Genomic DNA, 19,181 nt, shown 5'->3' with positions numbered 1-19,181 from the left:
GCATGGGCGAGCGTTCGGGCGGAGTCGACTGGTCGACCGTTGATCTTGCCGCAAGCTACGGCGAATGGCTGGAAATCGCACGACCGCGCGCCGGTGAAGTGTCCGGGACGCGGAGTTTCATGCCAATGCGGGACGGGCTTGTCGGCTGCCGAAGGACGGCCGGGCGGCGGAAAAGGGAGTTAAACGCCGCCCGACCGCACCCCTTAGGGGGGAACCCTCCGGAGCCTAACCTGCATACTCCTGAATGCGTCTCGCGGCCAGTACGGAGAATCCCCGTAACGGGACAATCTAGGGCAGCGGGCGGATTCCTTGGCGCGGACTTTCCAGCCTCGGCGGGGAAATCCCGGTGTGGTTCCAGACGATCCTTCCCACCCTGAGGCCATCGGCTGCGCCGGGCCGGGGAGGTGATGGCGGCTGCCATATGAAGAACCGTCACCTCCCCTCCGCCTTCGCGGGTGACGACATATGCGCAGGCTGGTCAGCCCAAGCCTAACCTAGGCCCGTTGCATCCGTGGCGGCTGCGCCACGGGATCCTTGTGCCCCGGCATCTTCGGATAATCCGGCCAGTCGAGCCCCGTCACCAGCTCGCCGATTTTCACCGGCTTGCCCGTCTCGAAACAGCGATTGGCGGCGATTCCGATCAGGATCGACGCGGCGCCGCCGCGCTCGTCCGCCGAGCGCAGCAGCGGGTCCTTCGGTGCGTTCGGATCGAAGATATCGGCGAGCATCACCGCGTCGCCGCCGCCATGTCCGCCCGCGCCGGTCGCGGGGACGATGTCGCGGGGATTGCCGCGCATCGGCACGATTCGAGTCTTGATCCGGTCGCCTTCGTCCTGATTGCTCGCGCCGGCGACTCCCGCCTGTTCGACCAGGCTGTGCTCGAGGCGGCCTTTCGTGCCGTTGAAGGCGATGTGATAGCCCTCCCACGCATTGAACGCATTGAGGCTGTAGCTGAGCGTCGTCCCGCCCGAATAGCCGACGATCACGTTCATCGTGTCCTCGATGTTGATCTCGGGGCGCCAGACGCACTGGTCGCGGAAATAGCCGTCATATTTCTCGTTATCGAGATAGAGCGCCTTCAATCCCGGATCGGCGGCCATGTCGAAGAAGAAGCTGCATTCGGCCTTTTCCGGACAGGTGTGGCAGCGCTGGTGCGGCCCATCCAGCCCGAAACGGCGCGCCATTTCGGGGGTGTAGAATTCGCGCTTGCCGGTGGCGTCGACGCTCACCGGCAGGTCCGAGAGCCACCAGTTGACCAGATCGAAATGGTGCGTCGCCTTGTGCACCATCAGCCCGCCCGAAATGGCCTTGTTCGAATGCCAGCGCCGGAAATAATCGGCGCCGTGGACGGTGTTGAGCAGCCACTGGAAATCGACCGACAGCACATCGCCGATCTCGCCCGACATCAACAGCTCCTTCACCTGGCTGCGGAACGGCGAGTAGCGATAATTGAAGGTCACCCGGATGTGCCGGCCGCTGCGTTTGACCGCATCGAGGATGCGTTGTGCCTTTTCGGCCGTGGTGGTCATAGGCTTTTCGGTGATGACGTCGCAGCCGGCATCGAGCGTGCGGACGACATAATCGTCGTGGAAGGCGTCGGGGGTGGTGACGATCACCGCGTCGGGCTTGAGCTCGCGCAGCATCTTGTCGAAATCGGCGGCGAGGTACGGCTTGGGCGGCTTGGCGCCGGCCCTGATCGCCTGTTGCGCGACATAATCGAGGCGCCCGGGATTGGTGTCGCAGGCGGCGATCAGCTCGCCATGCGCCTTGTGCGGCCCCCACAAGGCTTCCTGGTACATGCGATTGCGACTGCCGACACCCACCGAGACATAGCGCTTGCGCTTGTCCGCGGCGACGCCTGCCGCATTGGCGTCGAGTGCGGTCGCGAGCGCGGTACCCGCAGCAAGTCCGCCGAGAACGTCACGCCGCCGGACGGCGGGTCCTTCGCTACGATCCATCCTAAATCCTCTCCTGCCGGGCGGTTCTTTCGCCCTGTTTTCGAATTTCAGCGGCGAGTCGTCTCCACCAGCGCGTCGCGGGTGATCTGGTCCACGCCGGTGCAGCCGGTCAGCGCCATCGCGACGCGCATCTCGGCCTCGACCAGCTTGAGCATGTGGCTGACGCCCGCTTCGCCGCGCGCCGCCAGCGCGAACGCCCAGGCGCGGCCGAGCAGCACGCCCTTCGCGCCCAAAGCGAGCATGCGGACCACGTCGAGCCCCGATCGCACACCGCCATCGGCCAGCACCGTCAGCTTGTCGCCGACCGCGTCGGCGATCGCCGGCAGCGCGTGCGCGGTCGAGGGCACACCGTCGAGCTGGCGCCCGCCATGGTTCGAGACGACGATCCCATCCGCCCCCAGTTCCGCGGCCGCGCGCGCGTCCTCGGCGTCGAGGATGCCCTTGATGATCAGCGGCCCGTTCCAGCGCTCGCGGATGAAGTCGAGATCGCGCCAGCTCACCGTGGGGTCGAAATTGTTGCGCATCCACGCGAAGAAATCCTCGAGCCCGGTATTCTTGCCGAGCACCGGCGCGACGTTGCCGAGCTGGTGCGGCCGCCCGTGCACGCCGACGTCCCACGCCCAGGCGGGGCGCTTCACGGCCTGCCACATCCGCCGCAGGCCGCCGGACATGCCGCTCGCGCCGGCGAGTCCCGAGCGATAGTCGCGGTAGCGCGAGCCGGGTACCGGCATGTCGACGGTGAACACCAGTGCATTGCAGCCCGCCGCCGTCGCGGCGTCGAGCAGTTCGCGCATGAACCCGCGATCGCGAATCATGTAGAGCTGGAACCAGAAGGGGGCAGTGGTGCCGCGCGCGACTTCGTCCAGCGGGCACGCGGAGACGGTGGAAAGGCAAAAGGGAATGCCTGCCTTTTCGGCAGCCCGCGCCGCCTGCACTTCGCCGCGCCGTGCGTTCATTCCGGCAAGTCCGATCGGCGCCAATGCGACCGGCATTGCCAGCTTTTGTCCGAACAACTCGGCCGAGAGGTCAAGCGACGAGACGTCGCGCAAAATGCGCTGGCGCAGCGCGATCCGGGCGAGATCGTCGACGTTCCGCTTGAGCGTCACCTCGGCATAAGAGCCGCCGTCGATATATTCGAACAGGAAATGCGGCAGGCGCCGCCGAGCGAGCTCGCGATAATCGAGGGTGGAAGCTGCTTGTCTCATCGCGTGATATGCTGTGCCATAAGGTGGAACCCGCTGTCGAGCCAGCTTCGGCTCTCGGCACGATGCGCGCAAGGCGTAACGGATACGAGTTCGGAATGATTGCGATCACGTATCAACGAAGCGGTCCTCCCCCGAGGTGTTCCGGACGATTGGACCGACAAAACGGTTACCGACGATGCTGTGCTATTTTTGTCGCAGGCGCCAAGTTTTGTTCGACTCGGGAGAGTTGATCGACATAAATATCTAATAATAAAGCATAATTCATTCCGCCATCTTATGGCTGACAGATGTTGACAACGTAGGACAACTTGGTAGCGTTAACATCGGGCGGTAACATGGCCGCTCACATAAAAACCATGTGGTGCGCCCTGCGCGCCGACAAGGAGGGGACAGATGAACAGCATTCGGCTTTCGCCGGCGCTCGCGCGCTCGGCTTCCGCACTCGCCATCACGGCTTGCCTGATGATGCCGGGCCTGGCGTATGCGCAGGAGGCGGCCGCTCCGGCCGCCGCCGCGAGCGATCCCGCCGCGCAGGACGAGAACACCAGCGAGGACATCGTCGTCACCGGCATCCGCGCCTCGCTCGATCAGGCGATTGCGATCAAGCGCAATTCCGCCGGCGTCGTCGATGCGATCTCTGCCGAAGACATCGGCAAGTTCCCCGACACGAACCTCGCCGAGTCGCTGCAGCGGATCACCGGCGTCTCGATCACCCGCGCCAACGGTGAAGGTTCGCAGGTCGCGGTCCGCGGCTTCAGCGGCGGCTTTAATCTGGTGACGGTGAACGGCCGCCAGCTGCCGGCTACCAGCATCGACACGAGCACCGGCAACGCCTTTGCGCGCGGCACCGGCCGCTCGTTCGACTTCCAGAATCTGGCGTCGGAAGGCGTCGCCACGCTGGAGGTCTACAAGACCGGCCGCGCCAACATCCCGTCGGGCGGCATCGGCGCATCGATCAATATCGTGACTCGCCGGCCTCTCGATGCTCGGGAAGATGGCCTGTCCGGCTCGATCGGCGCCAAGGCGCTCTATGACACCACGGTCGAGGATGCCGAGGCCGATCTGAGCAAGATCACGCCCGAAGTGTCCGGCCTGATCAACTGGAAGAATAACAGCGGCACCTTCGGCGTCACTCTGTTCGGCAGCTATCAGCTGCGCGAATCGACGTCGATCCAGTCGAACCCGAATTATTGGAACATCGTGCCGCTGGCGTCCTTCCTCAGCACGGCAGGACCATATATCAGCCCGACCACGAACATCACCAACCGGCCGACCACGCCGTACGTCCAGATCCCGAACGACAGCCGTTATCAATTCTCCGAGAATCGCCGCGAGCGCATTAACGGCCAGGCCGTCGTCCAGTTCAAGCCGTCGGATGCTATCGAGATCACGGTCGACGGCCTCTATGCCCGGAACAAGCTGAGCGACGAGCGCAGCGAGCAGACCAACTGGTTCCAGCGCCCGTTCACCGACGTCACCTTCGACGACAACAAGCACATGCAGAGCGCCGTCATCCTGGCCGAGGCCGTCCAGGCGGACAAGGGCTACGAGCAGCAGCGATACGCCACCGACACCGAATTGTACTCGATCGGCGGCAATTTGAAATGGAACTTCACCGACAACCTCTCGCTGACGCTCGACGCCAACCATTCGAAGTCGACGACCAATCCGGATAACGCAAACGGTTCCTCGGCGACGACGATCTCGATCGGCGCGCCGGTCCGTGCGACGCACCGCGTCGACTACACCACCGGCTTCCCGCAGCAGTCGGAAACGATCAACGACTGCCCCGCTACGAACGGCGGCCGTGGCGGCAACTGCAACAACCAGCTCGACATCGGCGATATGGGAACCCAGATCGCGCGCACGATCACTTCGGAGCAGGAAGCCCGGATCAACCAGTACGGGGCGGAATTCGCCTGGGACCTGGGCGAGGGGAGCCGCTTCAACTTCGGTGGCGACTATGTCGATTCGAAGATGCGGTCGGCGACTTCCAACACCCAGCAGATGCTGGGCGACTGGGGCATCACCGACACCGGGCTGGTCAAGCAGATGGCCGGCGATCTCGTCAAAACCTTCTGCATGACCTGCAAATTCGACAAATATAATCCAAATTCGACCGGGTCGGCGCTGGTTGCGTTCCGTGGGAACGCAGTCGATCTGCTCGACATCTTCTCGCCTTATTACGTGAACCAGCCCGGCAGAAATATCGCGCTGCAAGGGTCGGCGGACGACACGGTGAGCGAGAAGACCTGGGCGGTCTATGGTCAGCTGACCTGGGCCGGCGAGATCGCCGGACGCAAGGCGAACGCACTGATCGGCGTTCGCTACGAAAAGACCAAGGTCAATTCGATCGCGCTCCAGTCGGTGCCGCAGGCAATTCGCTGGGCGGCAGACAACGATCTTTACGTCGATGGCGGGCCTGCCGGTGGTGCCGTGACCGTAAAGGGGGAATACGACAACCTGCTGCCGTCGATGGATTTCAACATCGAAGTGCTCGACAACGTGGTTGCACGTGCCTCGTTCAGCCAGACGCTGGCTCGTGCGGACTATGGCAATCTGTTCGCGTCGGTGACTGCAGGGGCGCCGAACCGCCCGACGGCCCTCGGCGCAGCGGCTGCGGCCGCAACCGTGCAGGACCCGGGTCTGTTGCCGCTCGAATCGGACAATTTCGACGTATCGCTGGAGTGGTATTACAAGCCTTCGAGCTTCGTCTCGATCGGCTTCTTCAACAAGAACGTGCGCAACTTCATCGGCACCCAGGTGACCAACGGCAATTTGTTCGGCCTGCGGGATCCGAGCTCGGGCGCCCCGGGTACGCGTTCGGGCATCGCGCTCGACTATCTCAGGACCAACAACATTCCCCTGAGCGACATCAACCTGTTCGCCTACACTGCGCTTCTGGTGCAGAATAACGGGAACCAGGCAGCTGCGACGGCACAGTTCCAGGCCAATTACACGCCGGGCACGGGGCTGGGCACGGCATTCTACAATGCCCTTGCCACCGCGGTCGATATCATCCCCAACGCGAGCGACCCGCTGTTCAACTTCGCGATCAGCGGTCCGGTCAACAACCGTGAAGGCAATATCCACGGCTTCGAAGTCGCATGGACTCACTTCTTCGGGCAGACCGGCTTCGGTTTCTCGGCGTCGTACACCAAGGTCGATGGCGACGTGAACGTGGACCCCTATGCCGATCCGAACGTCAACATCTTCGCGCTGACGGGTCTGGGTGACAGCGCCAACTTCACGGCTATCTACGACAAGGGCGGTCTTTCGGCCCGCGTCGCATACAACTGGCGTGACAAGTATCTGTCGGGAACGAACCAGGGCGGCAATCGCAACCCGCTGTTCACCGACACCTTCGGCACGCTGGACGCGAACATCAGCTACGACATCACGCAGAATTTCTCTGTGTCGCTCGAGGCGGTCAACCTGACGAGCGAGCCGTTCCGTCAATATGCCCGCACCGAGACCAACCTGGTGTATGTGCAGGAGCTCAAGCCGCGCTTCTATCTCGGCGGACGTTTCCGCTTCTGACCCAATTCGGGGGTGGGCCTCGGCCTGCCCCCGATAGAAGGGGGAGAAAGGCCGCCGCGCTGTGCAGCGGCCTTTTTCTTTTGTCGGTCGCTATCGCGCTGCTAGACTGAATGGACATTCGGCCGCGAAACTCCCCTCCCTGCAAGGGAGGGGCAGGGGGTGGGTGCGAGCGAAGCGAGCCCTTCGAGCTGCATGGACATAAAGAAAAGGCCGGGCATCGAGCCCAACCTCTTCTTATCCACCCCTAACCCCTCCCTTGCAGGGTGGGGGAAAGAGTTGAATGTCGACACAGCCTAGACCTGAGCGGAAACAGGACCGGAGCGGATGAACCCCGTACAGATCAACAATATCGACCATGCAAATCTGCGCGTCAGCCCGAAGGCGGGCGCCGAATTCGGCGACGCCGCCAATCAGGCGCTGGTGTTCCCCGCCGAGTTCGAGGAGTTGCAGCGCGAGTTCGCGATCATCTTCCGTCGTCGCGAGACCGGGCTCCAGGCCTATGCGCTGCTGGGGCTGGACCGCGACGAAAACCTGTTCCTGTCCGGCGATCGCTGGGCCAGCCGCTATGTGCCCGCCAGCCACCGGCGCGGGCCGTTCTCCATCGGCATCGCGCGGGATTCCACCGACGCGGCGCCGGGCGAGCCGATGATCCATGTCGACATGGACGACCCCCGCGTCGGGGATGGCGAGGGTCTGCCGCTGTTCCTCGAGCATGGCGGCAATGCGCCCTATCTCAACCATATTTCCGGCGTGCTGCGGCTGCTTTACCAGGAAATGGAAAGCGCTCCGGCCGCGTATGCCGCACTTGACGAGGCTGGGCTGCTCACGCCGGTCACGCTCAGCATCGATGTGAGCGAAGATCGCCGATACACCGTGCCGGACGTGCTCGTCGTGGACATCGAGCGGCTTGCCGCCATGGCGGGCGAACCGCTGGAGCGGCTGCACCGCTCGGGCGTCCTGCGGCTTGCCATCCTGGTCGCGGCATCGCTCGGCAACATCCAGCAGCTGATTGCGCGCAAGCAAATGCTGCTGGACGCAACCGGCTGATCGCGATGCCTGCCATCACTCGCCGCACGCGCGTGATCGAAGGGGCCCAGGCAAGCACCCTGCCGGTGGCCGATCTGATCGCCGATGGCCGCCCCGCGATCCTGCGCGGGATTGCGCGCGACGTGCCGCTGGTCGCTGCCGGGCTGGAAGGCGCGGAGTCGGCAATTGCCTGGCTCAAGCAGTTCGACGGCGGTCGTCCCGTCACGGCCTATGTCGGCGATCCGGCGATCGGGGGCCGCTTTGGCTATACCCAGGATTGCACTGCGCTCAATTTCGCAAGGGAGCGCGGATCGCTGTCGGGCTATCTCGACCAGCTCCTCGCCGGTCTGGGCGATCCCGATGCGCCGGCCATCTATATCGGCTCCACAGATATCGACCAGTATCTGCCGGGGCTTCGTGCACAAGCGGCGCTGCCTTTCGGCGATCCGCAGCTCGCGGAGCATCCGCCGCTGGTCAGCATCTGGATCGGCAACCGGACCATAGCTTCCGCGCATTTCGACATGTCGAACAACATCGCCGTCACGCTGGTAGGGCATCGGCGCTTCACGTTGTTCCCGCCCGATCAGGCCGCCAATCTCTATCCTGGTCCGTTCGATCCGACGCCTGCGGGTCAGGTGGTCTCGATGGTCGATTTCGACGCACCCGACATGACCCGCCATCCCCGCTTCGCCGAAGCGCTTGCGGCGGCCGAGGTGGCGGAGATGGAGCCGGGCGATGCGCTGATCTATCCCGCCTTGTGGTGGCATCAGGTGGAGGCGTTGGATCCGTTCAACGCGATGATCAATTATTGGTGGAACGCTTCGCCCGCCTTCATGGACACGCCGCAGAACACCTTGCTCCACGCGCTGCTCAGCCTGCGCGATCGACCTGAGCATGAGAAGCGCGGGTGGCAGGCGCTGTTCGACTATTATGTCTTCGGCCCGGCCGATCGCGCGGGTGCGCATCTTCCTGACCATGCGCGCGGGCTCCTCGGCGCGCTGGACGAAACCGCGGCGCGTCGGCTCCGCGCCCAACTCCTGAACAGGCTGAATCGATGAACGAACAAGTCGTGAAGCGCGTCGTCATTGCCGGCGGCGGCACCGCCGGCTGGGTCGCCGCGGCGGCTTTGGTGAAGCAGCTCGGGCCGTTGATCGAGATCACTTTGGTCGAGTCCGACGAGATCGGCACCGTCGGGGTGGGGGAGTCGACCATCCCGACGTCGCGCACCTTTCACCAGCTCCTCGGGATAGACGAGCAGGCGTTCATGCGTGCCACCCAGGCGACCTTCAAGCTCGGCATTTCGTTCGAGAATTGGGGGCAGGTCGGCGATCGCTACATCCACAGCTTCGGTGAGATCGGCAGGCGATCGACATGGATGGCCGATTTCCACCATTTCTGGATGGAAGCGCGCGCGCAGGGCTTCGGCGGCAGCCTCGCCGACTATTGCTTCGAGCTGCAGGCGTCCGACGCAGGCAAGTTCGCCAAGGCCGAGGGCCAGGACATCAACTATGCCTATCACCTCGACGCGACGCTCTATGCGCGCTTCCTGCGCGGGCTGGCCGAGCCGGCCGGAGTCAAGCGCGTCGAGGGCAAGATCGCACAGGTTCTCCAGGATCCGCAAACCGGCTTCATAACGGCACTGGTGCTCGAGTCCGGTGTCAACATCGAAGGTGACTTGTTCCTCGATTGCACTGGCTTCCGCGCATTGCTGATCGAGAAAACACTTCACACCGGTTATGAAGATTGGACGCGATACCTCACAACCAACAGCGCTTTTGCCGTGCAGACGCGATCGACCGGGCCCGCGATCCCGCTCACCCGCGCAATCGCCCACGGAACAGGTTGGCGCTGGCGCATCCCCCTCCAGCACCGCGTCGGCAACGGCATCGTCTTTTGCAGTGAGTTCATGTCCGACGAGGACGCACGGGCCAAGCTTCTCAATGAGATAGAAGGGGAGGTTCTAACAGAACCTCGGCTGATCCGTTACCAGACCGGCGCCCGCAAGAAAGTGTGGAACAAGAATTGCGTCGCGCTCGGCCTCGCCAGCGGCTTCATCGAGCCGCTCGAATCGACGAGCATCCATCTCGTCAAGGTCGCGGTGACGCGGCTGATCCAGGAATTCCCCTTCGGCGGCTGCCAGGAGGCGATCGCCAATCGTTTCAACGATCAGTCACGCCATGAGATCGAGGGCATCCGCGACTTCATCACGCTCCATTACCATCTCACCCGGCGCGACGATTCGCCGTTCTGGGATCGTTGCCGGACGATGGAGATACCGGACAGCCTCGCGCAGCGCATGGCGCTGTTCCGCGATGAGGCTTACGCCTATCAGGAAGCGAACGACCTGTTCCGGGTCGATAGCTGGGTTCAGGTGCTGCTCGGGCAGGGGCTCGCGCCGACGAGCTATCATCGGCTGGCAAAGATGATGAATTCCGAGGAACTGCGAAAGGCGCTCGCGGCGCTCAAATCGAACATCGGCAACGCGGTCGCGCGCATGCCGTCACATCAGGAATTCCTCGCGCGATATTGCCCCGCCGGCGACGCCTGACGTCGCCGGCGGGAAAAGCTTATTGCGCCGGCTGGGCTTCGTTGCCGCCCTCGTCGCGCGAGACGCGTGCGGTCATGCCCGTGGCATCGGCATCGTCCTGGGTCTGCTCGTCCGCGCTGAGATCGGACGGCACCGTCTCGGCATGCGGGGTAGCGACATTGTCGATCTGCGTCGCGGGCGGGGCATCGACCGGCACCGTGGCGGTGTTCTCGACCACGATCGGCGTCATGTTCTCGACATTGCTGGTCGGCGCTTCCGGCTCGTCCTTGCCGCCCGAGCAGGCGCCGAGCGCCAGTGCGCCGGCCACCGATGCCAACAGGGCGATACGCTTGATGTTCATCTATAATTCCCCTTTTTTCAACGTGTGGCGACGGCAGTGATGGCCGAGCGCCTCTCGATCTTCGCCGCCAACGTCTTGTCCCAGCCATAGGGATCGCCGCGGAAGTTCATCTGCCCGTTCGCGCTCGCGAAGGCGGTCCAGTAGAGCAGGTAAACATGAACCTGGTCCTGCGGCTGCAACTGGACGCGCTGGGTCTTGCCCGTGGCGAGCGCGGCCTGGATTTCGTCGGGCTGCCAGGCCGGATCGTTGCGCAGCAGCAGTTGGGCGAGGGGCCCCGGCTTCTCCAGCCGCACGCAGCCATGGCTATCCAGTCGATCGAAACTCGCGAACTTCGACTGCGACGGCGTATCGTGCAGATACACCGCATAGGGATTGTCGAAATCGAACTTGTAAAGGCCGAGAGCGCTCTTCGGCCCCGGCTGTTGCTGAATGCGGCGGCTCGCGCCGGTGCCGATGATTTTGTAGTTGTTGCGCGCCAGATAGGCCGCCCCCTTGGGGAACAGCTCTTTGGCGGCGATCCCGGCGGGCACGTTCCACGGCGGATTGAGCACGATGGAGTGGATGCGCGACTGGAGCATCGGCGTCTCGTTGCCGGGACGCCCGGTGACTGCCTTCATCGAGGCGATCGGCGCGTCGCCCTCGAACACAGTGAGGACCGCCGCGGCGATGTTGACCTGGATGCGCTTGGCCGGGAGCTCTGCCGGCAGCCAGCGCCAGCGCTCCATATTCGCCATGATCTGGCGCACGCGATCGCCCGCCGGCACGTTGAGCGCGCCCAGCGTGCCCTTCGAAACCAGGCCGGTCGGATTGAGCCCGTAACGGCGCTGGGCACGGACGACGGCTTCCTTGAGCGCTGCGTCGAACTTGTCGCCGGTGGCCACTACGTCGCTGTCTTCGACTGCGAGCCGCTTACGCAGCGCAGCGACACGCGGACCGCTGGAGCCGACTGCCATGTCGGGACCCGCGGGTAACGTGGTCCAGCCGCCATTCGCTTCGATCTTGCGATAGGCGGCGAGCCCCTTCTGCAGCCCGTCATAGCCCGAATAAGGCGGTGGCAGTGCGCGGAACCAGGCCGCGATGCGATCGCGCTTCACTGCATCGGCAAAGGCGGGCATGGGATCATAGGCGGCCGGCCGCAGGCCCCAGTCCTGCTGGAAGTCGCTGGCATCGAGCCGGCCCGAATGGACCGCTCGGGCATAATCGAGCGCGGCGCGGACCACCGCGTCATTGCCCTCAAGGCGTGGCTGCGCGCTGCCGTCGTGACGCAGGCCGTGCGCGAAGCCGGCATCGTCAAGGAGCTGGGCCAGTTGCGTGATTTGCGCGGCGCTGAGAACCGGCGGCGGAATTACCTGCACGGGGACGACGGGCGGCACGACCTGCACCTGCGGCACGGCGACGGGCGGGGGCTGCTGCTGCGCGAATCCCGGGCCGGCCAGCAGCGCGGTGACGCTCGCCATCGCGGTGCCCAGCCGCAGGGTTCGACCCAAAATCGCTCGCGATATCACACTCAATACTCCTGCCCGGCTGTTTCGCCCCCCGGCAATTCGGCTGAATCGAGGTGCTAATAGGCGAATTTCGGGTGCGAGTGCGAGCAACTATTAGCCCGCGGCCGAGATAAGGCGGCCGCGGGCTAAACAGGGGCGCGCGATGCTGTCCGAACGGGAGCCCGGAATCCGCACCCAGAACGGGCTCAATTCTCCAAACGACCGCTTCCGGCCAAGCTTGCCTGCATTCTTGCGGCCGCTAAGCTTGCCGAAACGCGGGAGGGGGTGCCCGACCGCTGAGACAGGAGAGATCAACATGTCGATCGTCCGTCGCGGCTTTCTGGCCGGCGCGCTTGCGCTGCCCTTCGCTGCGCACGCCCAGGCGCAGGAAAGCTGGGAGGAGAAGCGCCAGCGCCAGCTCAAGGAGGATTGGCCTTGGCTCGGCCGCTATGCGGAGGAGAACCGCAAGCTGCTCGCTTCGGGCGCGAAGACCAACATCGTCTTCATGGGCGATTCGATCACCGAAGGATGGCGTGGCAAGCGTCCGGACTTCTTCAAGGCCGGTCGTGTGGGCCGCGGCATCAGCGGCCAGACCACGCCGCAAATGGTGCTGCGGATGATGGCCGACGTGGTCGCGCTCAAACCGCGCTACGTCCATATCATGGCGGCCACCAACGATGTCGCCGGGAATACCGGCCCGATGACGCTCGCGCAGACCTTCGACAATTTCCGGATGATGACTGCGATCGCCCAGGCCAACCGCATCGCAGTGCTGATCGCTTCGGTGCCGCCCGCCGATCATTTTCCGTGGCGGCCGGGGCTCGAGACAGTGAAGCCGATCCGCGAAATCAATGCGTGGCTGAAGAACCATGCGAAGAACGCTGGCGCCATTTGGGTCGATTACTGGCCGGTGCTTGCAGATGAAAAGGGCGCGATGAAGCCCGGCATGGCGACCGACGGCGTCCACCCGACCGAGCAGGGCTATGATATGATGGCGACCGTGCTCGAGCCGTTCCTGAGGGCACGTAAAATATGAAGGGGATCGCCGCGGCGGTCCTGATGCTGTCTTCGTTTCCGGCCATGGCGCAGCGGCTGGAGCTGACTTCGCCCGACGGTTCCAACCGGATCACGATGCAGGCCAGCGCGACCGGAACACCGGTCTACACGGTCGCCCGCCGCGGCGCGCCGGTGCTGGCGCCGTCGCCGATCCTGCTCGATCTCGATACGGACACCTTGGGCTCAGGCCTGATGATCATCGGTTCGGAACCGGCGAGCGGCGATGCCCGCTATCCGATCTTCGCAGGCAAGGCCGCCGAGGGGCATGACCGCTACAACCAGCTCATTGTCCATTTCCAGGAGAAAGGCGGGGCGAAGCGCAAGCTCGACGTGATGCTGCGCGCCTATGACGACGGTGTCGCGTTCCGCAGCGTAATCCCGGTTCAGCCCACGACCGCGGCGGCGATCATCCGCTATGAGCGCACCGGCTTCTATTTCCCGCAGACCTACAAATGCTGGGGGTTCAATGTCGGCAAGTTCGGATCGAGCCATGAAGGCGAGTTCGATCCGGTCGACACCAGCCGGATGCGCGATCACAACTTGTTCGATCTGCCCTTTGTCTGCGAGACCGGAAGCGCCGCCTTTGCGCTGGCCGAGGCCGATTTGATCGACTTCGCCGGAATGTATCTGACCGGTCGCGGCGATGGCGGACCTGGGCTGCAGCTCAAATTGTCGCCTTCGCTCGATGATCCGCGGATCGCGGTGCACACGCGGATCGGCAGCCCGATCGTGACGCCCTGGCGCGTGGTGATGCTGGCGGATCAGACGGGGAAGATCAGCGAATCCAATCTGCTCACCAGCCTCTCCAGCCCGAGCCGGATCGAGGATACTGGCTGGATCAAGCCTGGTCTCGCCAGCTGGGACTGGTGGAACGGTCCGGTGATTGCGAACCTGCCGGGGCAGCGAACCAGCACGGCGGTGGCCAAGGCGTTCATCGACTTCTCCGCTGCCAACGGGCTTCCTTACGCGATGATCGACGAGGGCTGGTATGCCGGCGCCGGCGGCGGCGGGGTGCGGCGGCCGGGCGTCGACGTCACCAAATGGTCAGATGCGATCAACCTGCAGGAAGTGGTCGACTATGCCAAAGCGAAGAACGTCCGGCTGTGGCTGTGGACGCACTGGCAGGCGCTTGACGAGCAGATGGAGGATGCGCTGGCATTCTACGAGAAGCTCGGCATCGCGGGGATCAAGGTCGATTTCATGGACCGCGACGATCAGTGGATGGTCAACTGGTACACCAAATTGCTGGGCGCGGCGGCGCGGCACCATCTGATGGTCGATCTGCACGGTGCGTATCCGCCGCGCGGGACGACGCGGACCTGGCCCAATTTCATGACGCAGGAAGGCGTTCTAGGCGCCGAATACAATAAATGGAGCCGCCGGGTGACCGCGCGCCACAACGTGATGCTCGCTTTCACGCGGGGATTGCTGGGGCCGATGGACTATACTCCCGGCGGCTTCCGCAACCTGACCCCGGCGGAATTCAGAATCCGCAACGACCTGCCGTTCGTACAGACGACGCGCGCGCATGGGCTCTCGATGTATGTCGTCTTTCTCAGCCCGCTGGGAAGCGTTGCCGACAGCCCCGATACCTATGCGGCCAGCCCGGCGGGGTTCGATTTCATCCGGCAGGTACCCGCAACATGGGATGAGACGCGGTTTCTCGGCGGCGAGACTGGTGAGTTCATTGTGCTCGCCCGCCGCAAGGGCAAGCGCTGGTATCTCGGCGCGATGAACGGCGAGACCGCCCGGACGGTGAGCGTGCCGCTTGATTTCCTCGCCAACAAGGCCGTCGCGCGGATCTGGACCGATGGCGACAAGGCCGACGCAGTTACGCTGGAAACGCGCAAGGTCACTACCACTGATACGATCGAACTTCCGCTCGCGGCCAGCGGCGGGGCTGTGGCAATATTCTCAGACAAATAGGGTTCACAGTTCCGGCATTTGCGGTACGTTTCGGCATCGTGGCGAAGACCACGCTTTGAGGAGGGCTGAGATGGGGATCACGCGCCGGGACATAATGGTGGCGCTGAGCGCGGTTCTGGCGACCTGTGCGGCCGGTGCCGTAGCCCAGGCCGTACCGGCAAAGCTCGGTCCGGCGGTGTTCGATTGGGCGAAGATGGACGCGAAGAAGACCGATGTCGGCGCGATCCGCAATCTCGTCCGCCAGCCCACCGCCACGCTCGACGAGCTCGAGATGCACGTCACTACGCTCAATCCCGGCCTCGCCTCGCACCCGCCGCACACCCATCCCAATGAGGAACTGGTGATTGTCCGCGAAGGCACGGTCGAGGCACTCAACGGAGGAATTTGGAAACGCCTCGGGCCCGGCTCGGTGATCTTCAACGCGTCCAATTCGCCGCATGCGCTGCGCAACATCGGCGACACACCGGCCACCTATCACGTGATCAACTGGAAGACGGCGGCAACGCCTGCGAACTGAGGAGAACTGCATGCACCGCCGCACGATGCTCACTGGCGCCGGAATGGCCGGCATCGCCGCTTCCTTGCCGGCCGAACTGCTCGCGCAATCACAGACCCAGGGGAATGCCGTCTCCGCCGATGCGGCGCCCACCGGGCCCGAGCCGACCGCGAAACACCGCATCAAGTTCGGCGTGATCGGGCTGGACCATGCGCACATCTATGGCATGACCGACGCGATGATCCGCGGCGGCGGCACTCCGGTCGCCTTCTTCGCCACTGATCCCAAGCATATCGAGGCTTTCCAGAAGCGGTACGGCAACGGCGTCAAGCTCGCGCGCAGTGAGGACGAGATCCTCAGCGACAAGGCGGTCCAGCTGATCATCGGCGCGCCGATTCCTGATCTGCGTGCGCCGCTCGGCATCCGGGCGATGCGTGCGGGCAAGGATTTTCTCGGCGACAAGCCGGCGATCACCAGCCTCGAGCAACTTGCCGACGTCCGCCGCGCGGTGAAGGAGACGGGGCGGAAGTTTGCGATCATGTATTCCGAGCGGCTCGAGGTCCGTGCCGCGGTCCATGCCGGCGATCTGGTCGCGCAGGGCGCCATCGGCAAGGTGATCCAAACGGTCAACCTCGCACCGCACCGAGTGAGCGCGCCGAGCCGCCCCGACTGGTTCTGGGACAAGGCCAGATACGGCGGTATCCTTACCGATATCGGCAGCCATCAGGCCGATCAGTTCCTGTTCTACACGGGCTCGACCTCGGCGCAGGTCGTCGCTTCGCAGACCGGCAATTTCCACTGGCCCGACAAGCCGAAATTCGAGGATTTCGGCGATATGATCGCCACGGGCAACGGAGGCACCGGCTATATCCGCGTCGACTGGTTCACGCCCGACGGCCTGCCGACCTGGGGCGACGGCCGCCTATTCCTCGTCGGCACCGAAGGCTCCATCGAGCTGCGTAAATATGTCGACGTCGCGGGGCGGCCGGGCGGCAATCACCTCTTCCTCACCGACAAGAAGGGCGTGCGCTATATCGACTGCTCGAAGGTGGCGCTGCCCTTCGGCCCGCAATTCGTGACCGACGTCGTCGAGCGCTCGTCGATCGCGCAGGACCAGGACCAGGCGCTGCTTGCCGCCGAGCTGGTGCTCACGGCCCAGAAGAACGCCACGCGGCCCAAATTGGCCTGAGGGAGACGGAGCATGCACGTGTCCAGACGCGGTGTCCTGAAGACCGGCGCGATGATCGCGGCGCCGACAATCGTCCCGTCCAGCGTGTTCGGCCAGAACGCGCCCTCCAACCGGGTGGTCATCGGCGCCATCGGCGTCGGGCGCATCTCGCGCATCCACGACATGAAGGAAGTCCACAAGCACGCCGATGCCCAGATCGTCGCCGTCTGCGACGTGGACACCGTCCGCCTCGGCGCGGGCAAGGAACTGGTCGACGCGCGCTACACCGCCAGCACGGGCAAGCCCTATTCGGGCACGCGGATGTATCACGACTATCGCGAGCTGCTCGCCGACAAGGAGATCGATGCGGTCCTGATCTCCACGCCCGATCACCAGCACGCCCCGCAAGCCGTCCACGCGGTCCGCGCCGGCAAGCACGTCTATCTCCAGAAGCCCGCTGCGCTGACCATCTCCGAAGGCCGCGCGATGGCCGATGCAGTGAAAGCGAGCGGGCGCATCGTCCAGATCGGCTCACAGCAGCGTGCGCAGGATCCCTGGCCGCAATTCCACCGCGCCTGCGAACTGGTGCGCAACGGCCGCATCGGCAAGATTCGCCACGTCGAAGTGGGCCTGCCCGGCGATCCGTCCGGGCCCGAGGCGCCGCCGATGCCGGTGCCGAGCAACCTCAATTACGATGCCTGGCTCGGTACCACGCCGGAGGTGCCGTACACCGAGATCGGCGTGCACCCGCAGGATTCGTTCGAGAACCGGCCCGGCTGGCTGCGCATCGAGCAATATGGCGCGGGGATGATCACCGGCTGGGGCTCACACCATATCGACACCGCCCATTGGGGCATGGACATGGAGCATTCGGGGCCCGTCGATATCTGGGGCAAGGCCGAATTCCCCAAGAGCGGGCTGTGGAACGTCCACGGCGCATTCGAGACGCATGCGCGTTACGCCAATGGCGTGACGATGACCGTGTCGGGCGCCTTGCCCAACGGCGTGAAGTTCATCGGCGACAAGGGCTGGATCTTCGTGACGCGCAGCGGTGCCGTCACCACCAGTGATCCGAGCGCGGGCGCGAAGCAAGTCGAGCCGCTCCAGGCCAGCGATCCCAAGATCCTGACCAGCGTGATCGGCCCGAACGAAGTGCATCTGCTCAAGGTGCCCGAGCAGCACCGCAACTGGCTCGACGCGATCCTGACCGGGGTGCCGGTCAGCGCGCCGGCGGAGATCGGGCATCGCGCCTGCTCGACCTGCCTGCTCCACTGGACCGCGATGAAGACCGGACGCCGCCTCAAATGGGATCCCAAAGCCGAGCGTTTCATCGGCGACGACGAAGCCAACGCGATGCTCAGCCGCCCGCAGCGGGCGAAATACGCGATCTGAAAGTTGACACTAGCTTGACACTATGCCGGGTTTTTCGCGCGGCGTCGATGCGTTGCAATGTTGATATTCAACGATAAAATTCGCGGCGTGGTTGACGTGGATGCGCCGGACGCCTGTGACGCGGCACCAAGGTTACAGGTACGTTGACCAAGATCTTGCGAGTTCGATCGAGCCGACTGTGCCAAAGAGCAAGACGGCAGGGCCGACCGCCCGAGCAAGCAGACGAAATCCTACATTGCAAGGGAGGGAGTGACTGCGAGCCTTATCTAGCTGCATTGTGCCGAAGCCGTTCGCCAAGGCTTTGCATCTGACGCGCTATCTCATTCGGGATGCGCCGCTCGCCCCCGGTCGTTATTCCTGTCCATAATACGGAGCCGTCAGGTCGTTGCGCAGACATCATGAGCGTCAGGCGACCATTCCAGATGAAAAGCCATGATTCCAGCCTGATCGCATCCTTGCGAGGGCTGGCGCCGCGGAAGATCTGGACACCGTCAAGCTGCTCGGCCTGTGCCATCAGCATGGCGCTGCTGGCATTGACGAGCGGCTGATAGGCGGGGTTGTCCGTGGCATTTTGAACGGGCCTGACAATGAGCGCCGGCAAGTCTGCCGCACTCCCGAACATAGCCCAGGCCAGTGCGGTTACCGCGAGCGCCAGCGCCCCGAGTGCGAGGATCATGGGGCGAAGCCGGTTGGGGCGGTACGCAGCCGCCGGTTCGGCCGGCGGCTCCACCATGAGGCGATAGCCGCGCTTGGCGACCGTTTCGATATAGCGTGGACGCCGGGCATCGTCTTCCAGCGCCTGACGCAGATCGCTGATGACCACCGGTACACTGTTCGCGCTGATCGCGCGGCCTTTCCAGACTCGCGCCAATATGTCGTCGGGGGTGATCACCTCGCCCGCCCGGCTGCAAAGGAGCTCGAGCGTGCGGGCAGCGCGATGTTCCAGGCGGCGGCGCTCATCGCCACGGCGCAATTCGTTGGCCTCCGGCTCGAACGACCAATCTCCTATGCTGTGGCTCGTCATCTGGATTCGCGATGTCCT

Annotated in this window: 14 protein-coding genes; 9 read left to right on the top strand and 5 right to left on the bottom strand. The window is 64.3% G+C overall.

Features of this window, described 5'->3' with window-relative positions:
• Positions 1-494: 494 nt before the first annotated feature.
• On the bottom strand, positions 495-1,958 hold the full coding sequence (locus tag BR78_RS0108710; protein ID WP_025587669.1) for a Gfo/Idh/MocA family oxidoreductase: 1,464 nt from the start codon (positions 1,956-1,958) through the stop codon (positions 495-497).
• Between the two features lie 47 nt (positions 1,959-2,005).
• Complete coding sequence (gene lldD / locus BR78_RS0108705) at positions 2,006-3,163, bottom strand: FMN-dependent L-lactate dehydrogenase LldD (RefSeq protein WP_025587667.1); 1,158 nt, start codon at positions 3,161-3,163, stop codon at positions 2,006-2,008.
• 393 nt (positions 3,164-3,556) lie between these two features.
• On the opposite strand from lldD, the gene BR78_RS0108700 reads away from it, so the two are divergent.
• From BR78_RS0108700 to BR78_RS0108685, 4 genes are all read left to right on the top strand, one after another.
• Entirely contained in the window at positions 3,557-6,703 is a 3,147-nt protein-coding gene (locus BR78_RS0108700) for a TonB-dependent receptor (protein ID WP_029936185.1), read from the top strand.
• Between the two features lie 324 nt (positions 6,704-7,027).
• Entirely contained in the window at positions 7,028-7,750 is a 723-nt protein-coding gene (locus BR78_RS0108695; protein ID WP_029724873.1) for a SapC family protein, read from the top strand.
• Positions 7,751-7,755: 5 nt separating this feature from the next.
• Positions 7,756-8,787, top strand: a complete 1,032-nt coding sequence (locus tag BR78_RS0108690) for a cupin-like domain-containing protein (RefSeq protein ID WP_029936183.1) — start codon at positions 7,756-7,758, stop codon at positions 8,785-8,787.
• On the top strand, positions 8,784-10,277 hold the full coding sequence (locus tag BR78_RS0108685; RefSeq protein WP_029936181.1) for a tryptophan halogenase family protein: 1,494 nt from the start codon (positions 8,784-8,786) through the stop codon (positions 10,275-10,277). The genes BR78_RS0108690 and BR78_RS0108685 overlap by 4 nt, the downstream gene beginning before the upstream one ends.
• A gap of 19 nt (positions 10,278-10,296) precedes the next feature.
• On the opposite strand, the gene BR78_RS0108680 is transcribed toward BR78_RS0108685, so the two are convergent.
• Both BR78_RS0108680 and BR78_RS0108675 read right to left on the bottom strand, forming a co-directional pair.
• Positions 10,297-10,617 carry a hypothetical protein gene (locus tag BR78_RS0108680; protein ID WP_051683267.1) on the bottom strand — a complete coding sequence of 107 codons (321 nt, stop codon included), beginning with the start codon at positions 10,615-10,617 and terminating at the stop codon, positions 10,297-10,299.
• A gap of 17 nt (positions 10,618-10,634) precedes the next feature.
• Positions 10,635-12,074: a L,D-transpeptidase family protein gene (locus BR78_RS0108675; RefSeq protein ID WP_029936177.1), complete on the bottom strand. Its 1,440-nt coding sequence runs from the start codon at positions 12,072-12,074 to the stop codon at positions 10,635-10,637.
• A 343-nt stretch (positions 12,075-12,417) separates the two neighbouring features.
• Here BR78_RS0108675 and BR78_RS0108670 point away from each other — a divergent pair, with 343 nt between their 5' ends.
• The 5 genes from BR78_RS0108670 (at position 12,418) to BR78_RS21675 (ending at position 18,139) form a co-directional block, all read left to right on the top strand.
• Entirely contained in the window at positions 12,418-13,137 is a 720-nt protein-coding gene (locus BR78_RS0108670; RefSeq protein ID WP_029936175.1) for a GDSL-type esterase/lipase family protein, read from the top strand.
• On the top strand, positions 13,134-15,083 hold the full coding sequence (locus BR78_RS0108665; protein WP_029936173.1) for a glycoside hydrolase family 97 protein: 1,950 nt from the start codon (positions 13,134-13,136) through the stop codon (positions 15,081-15,083). The genes BR78_RS0108670 and BR78_RS0108665 overlap by 4 nt, the downstream gene beginning before the upstream one ends.
• A gap of 70 nt (positions 15,084-15,153) precedes the next feature.
• A complete protein-coding gene (locus BR78_RS0108660; protein ID WP_029936170.1) occupies positions 15,154-15,600 on the top strand; it encodes a cupin domain-containing protein in 447 nt (148 codons plus the stop codon).
• 10 nt (positions 15,601-15,610) lie between these two features.
• Positions 15,611-16,768 carry a Gfo/Idh/MocA family protein gene (locus BR78_RS21680; RefSeq protein WP_029936168.1) on the top strand — a complete coding sequence of 386 codons (1,158 nt, stop codon included), beginning with the start codon at positions 15,611-15,613 and terminating at the stop codon, positions 16,766-16,768.
• A 12-nt stretch (positions 16,769-16,780) separates the two neighbouring features.
• Positions 16,781-18,139, top strand: coding sequence for a Gfo/Idh/MocA family protein (locus BR78_RS21675; RefSeq protein WP_029936166.1), 1,359 nt, complete (start codon positions 16,781-16,783; stop codon positions 18,137-18,139).
• Between the two features lie 262 nt (positions 18,140-18,401).
• Here the strand turns inward: BR78_RS21675 and BR78_RS0108645 are convergent, their stop codons facing one another.
• Positions 18,402-19,163: a winged helix-turn-helix domain-containing protein gene (locus BR78_RS0108645; RefSeq protein ID WP_051683266.1), complete on the bottom strand. Its 762-nt coding sequence runs from the start codon at positions 19,161-19,163 to the stop codon at positions 18,402-18,404.
• Positions 19,164-19,181: the final 18 nt, after the last annotated feature.

Source organism: Sphingomonas sp. UNC305MFCol5.2 (assembly GCF_000712135.1).
Taxonomy (GTDB): domain Bacteria; phylum Pseudomonadota; class Alphaproteobacteria; order Sphingomonadales; family Sphingomonadaceae; genus Sphingomonas.
This window is presented reverse-complemented; position numbering and strand designations above follow the sequence as displayed.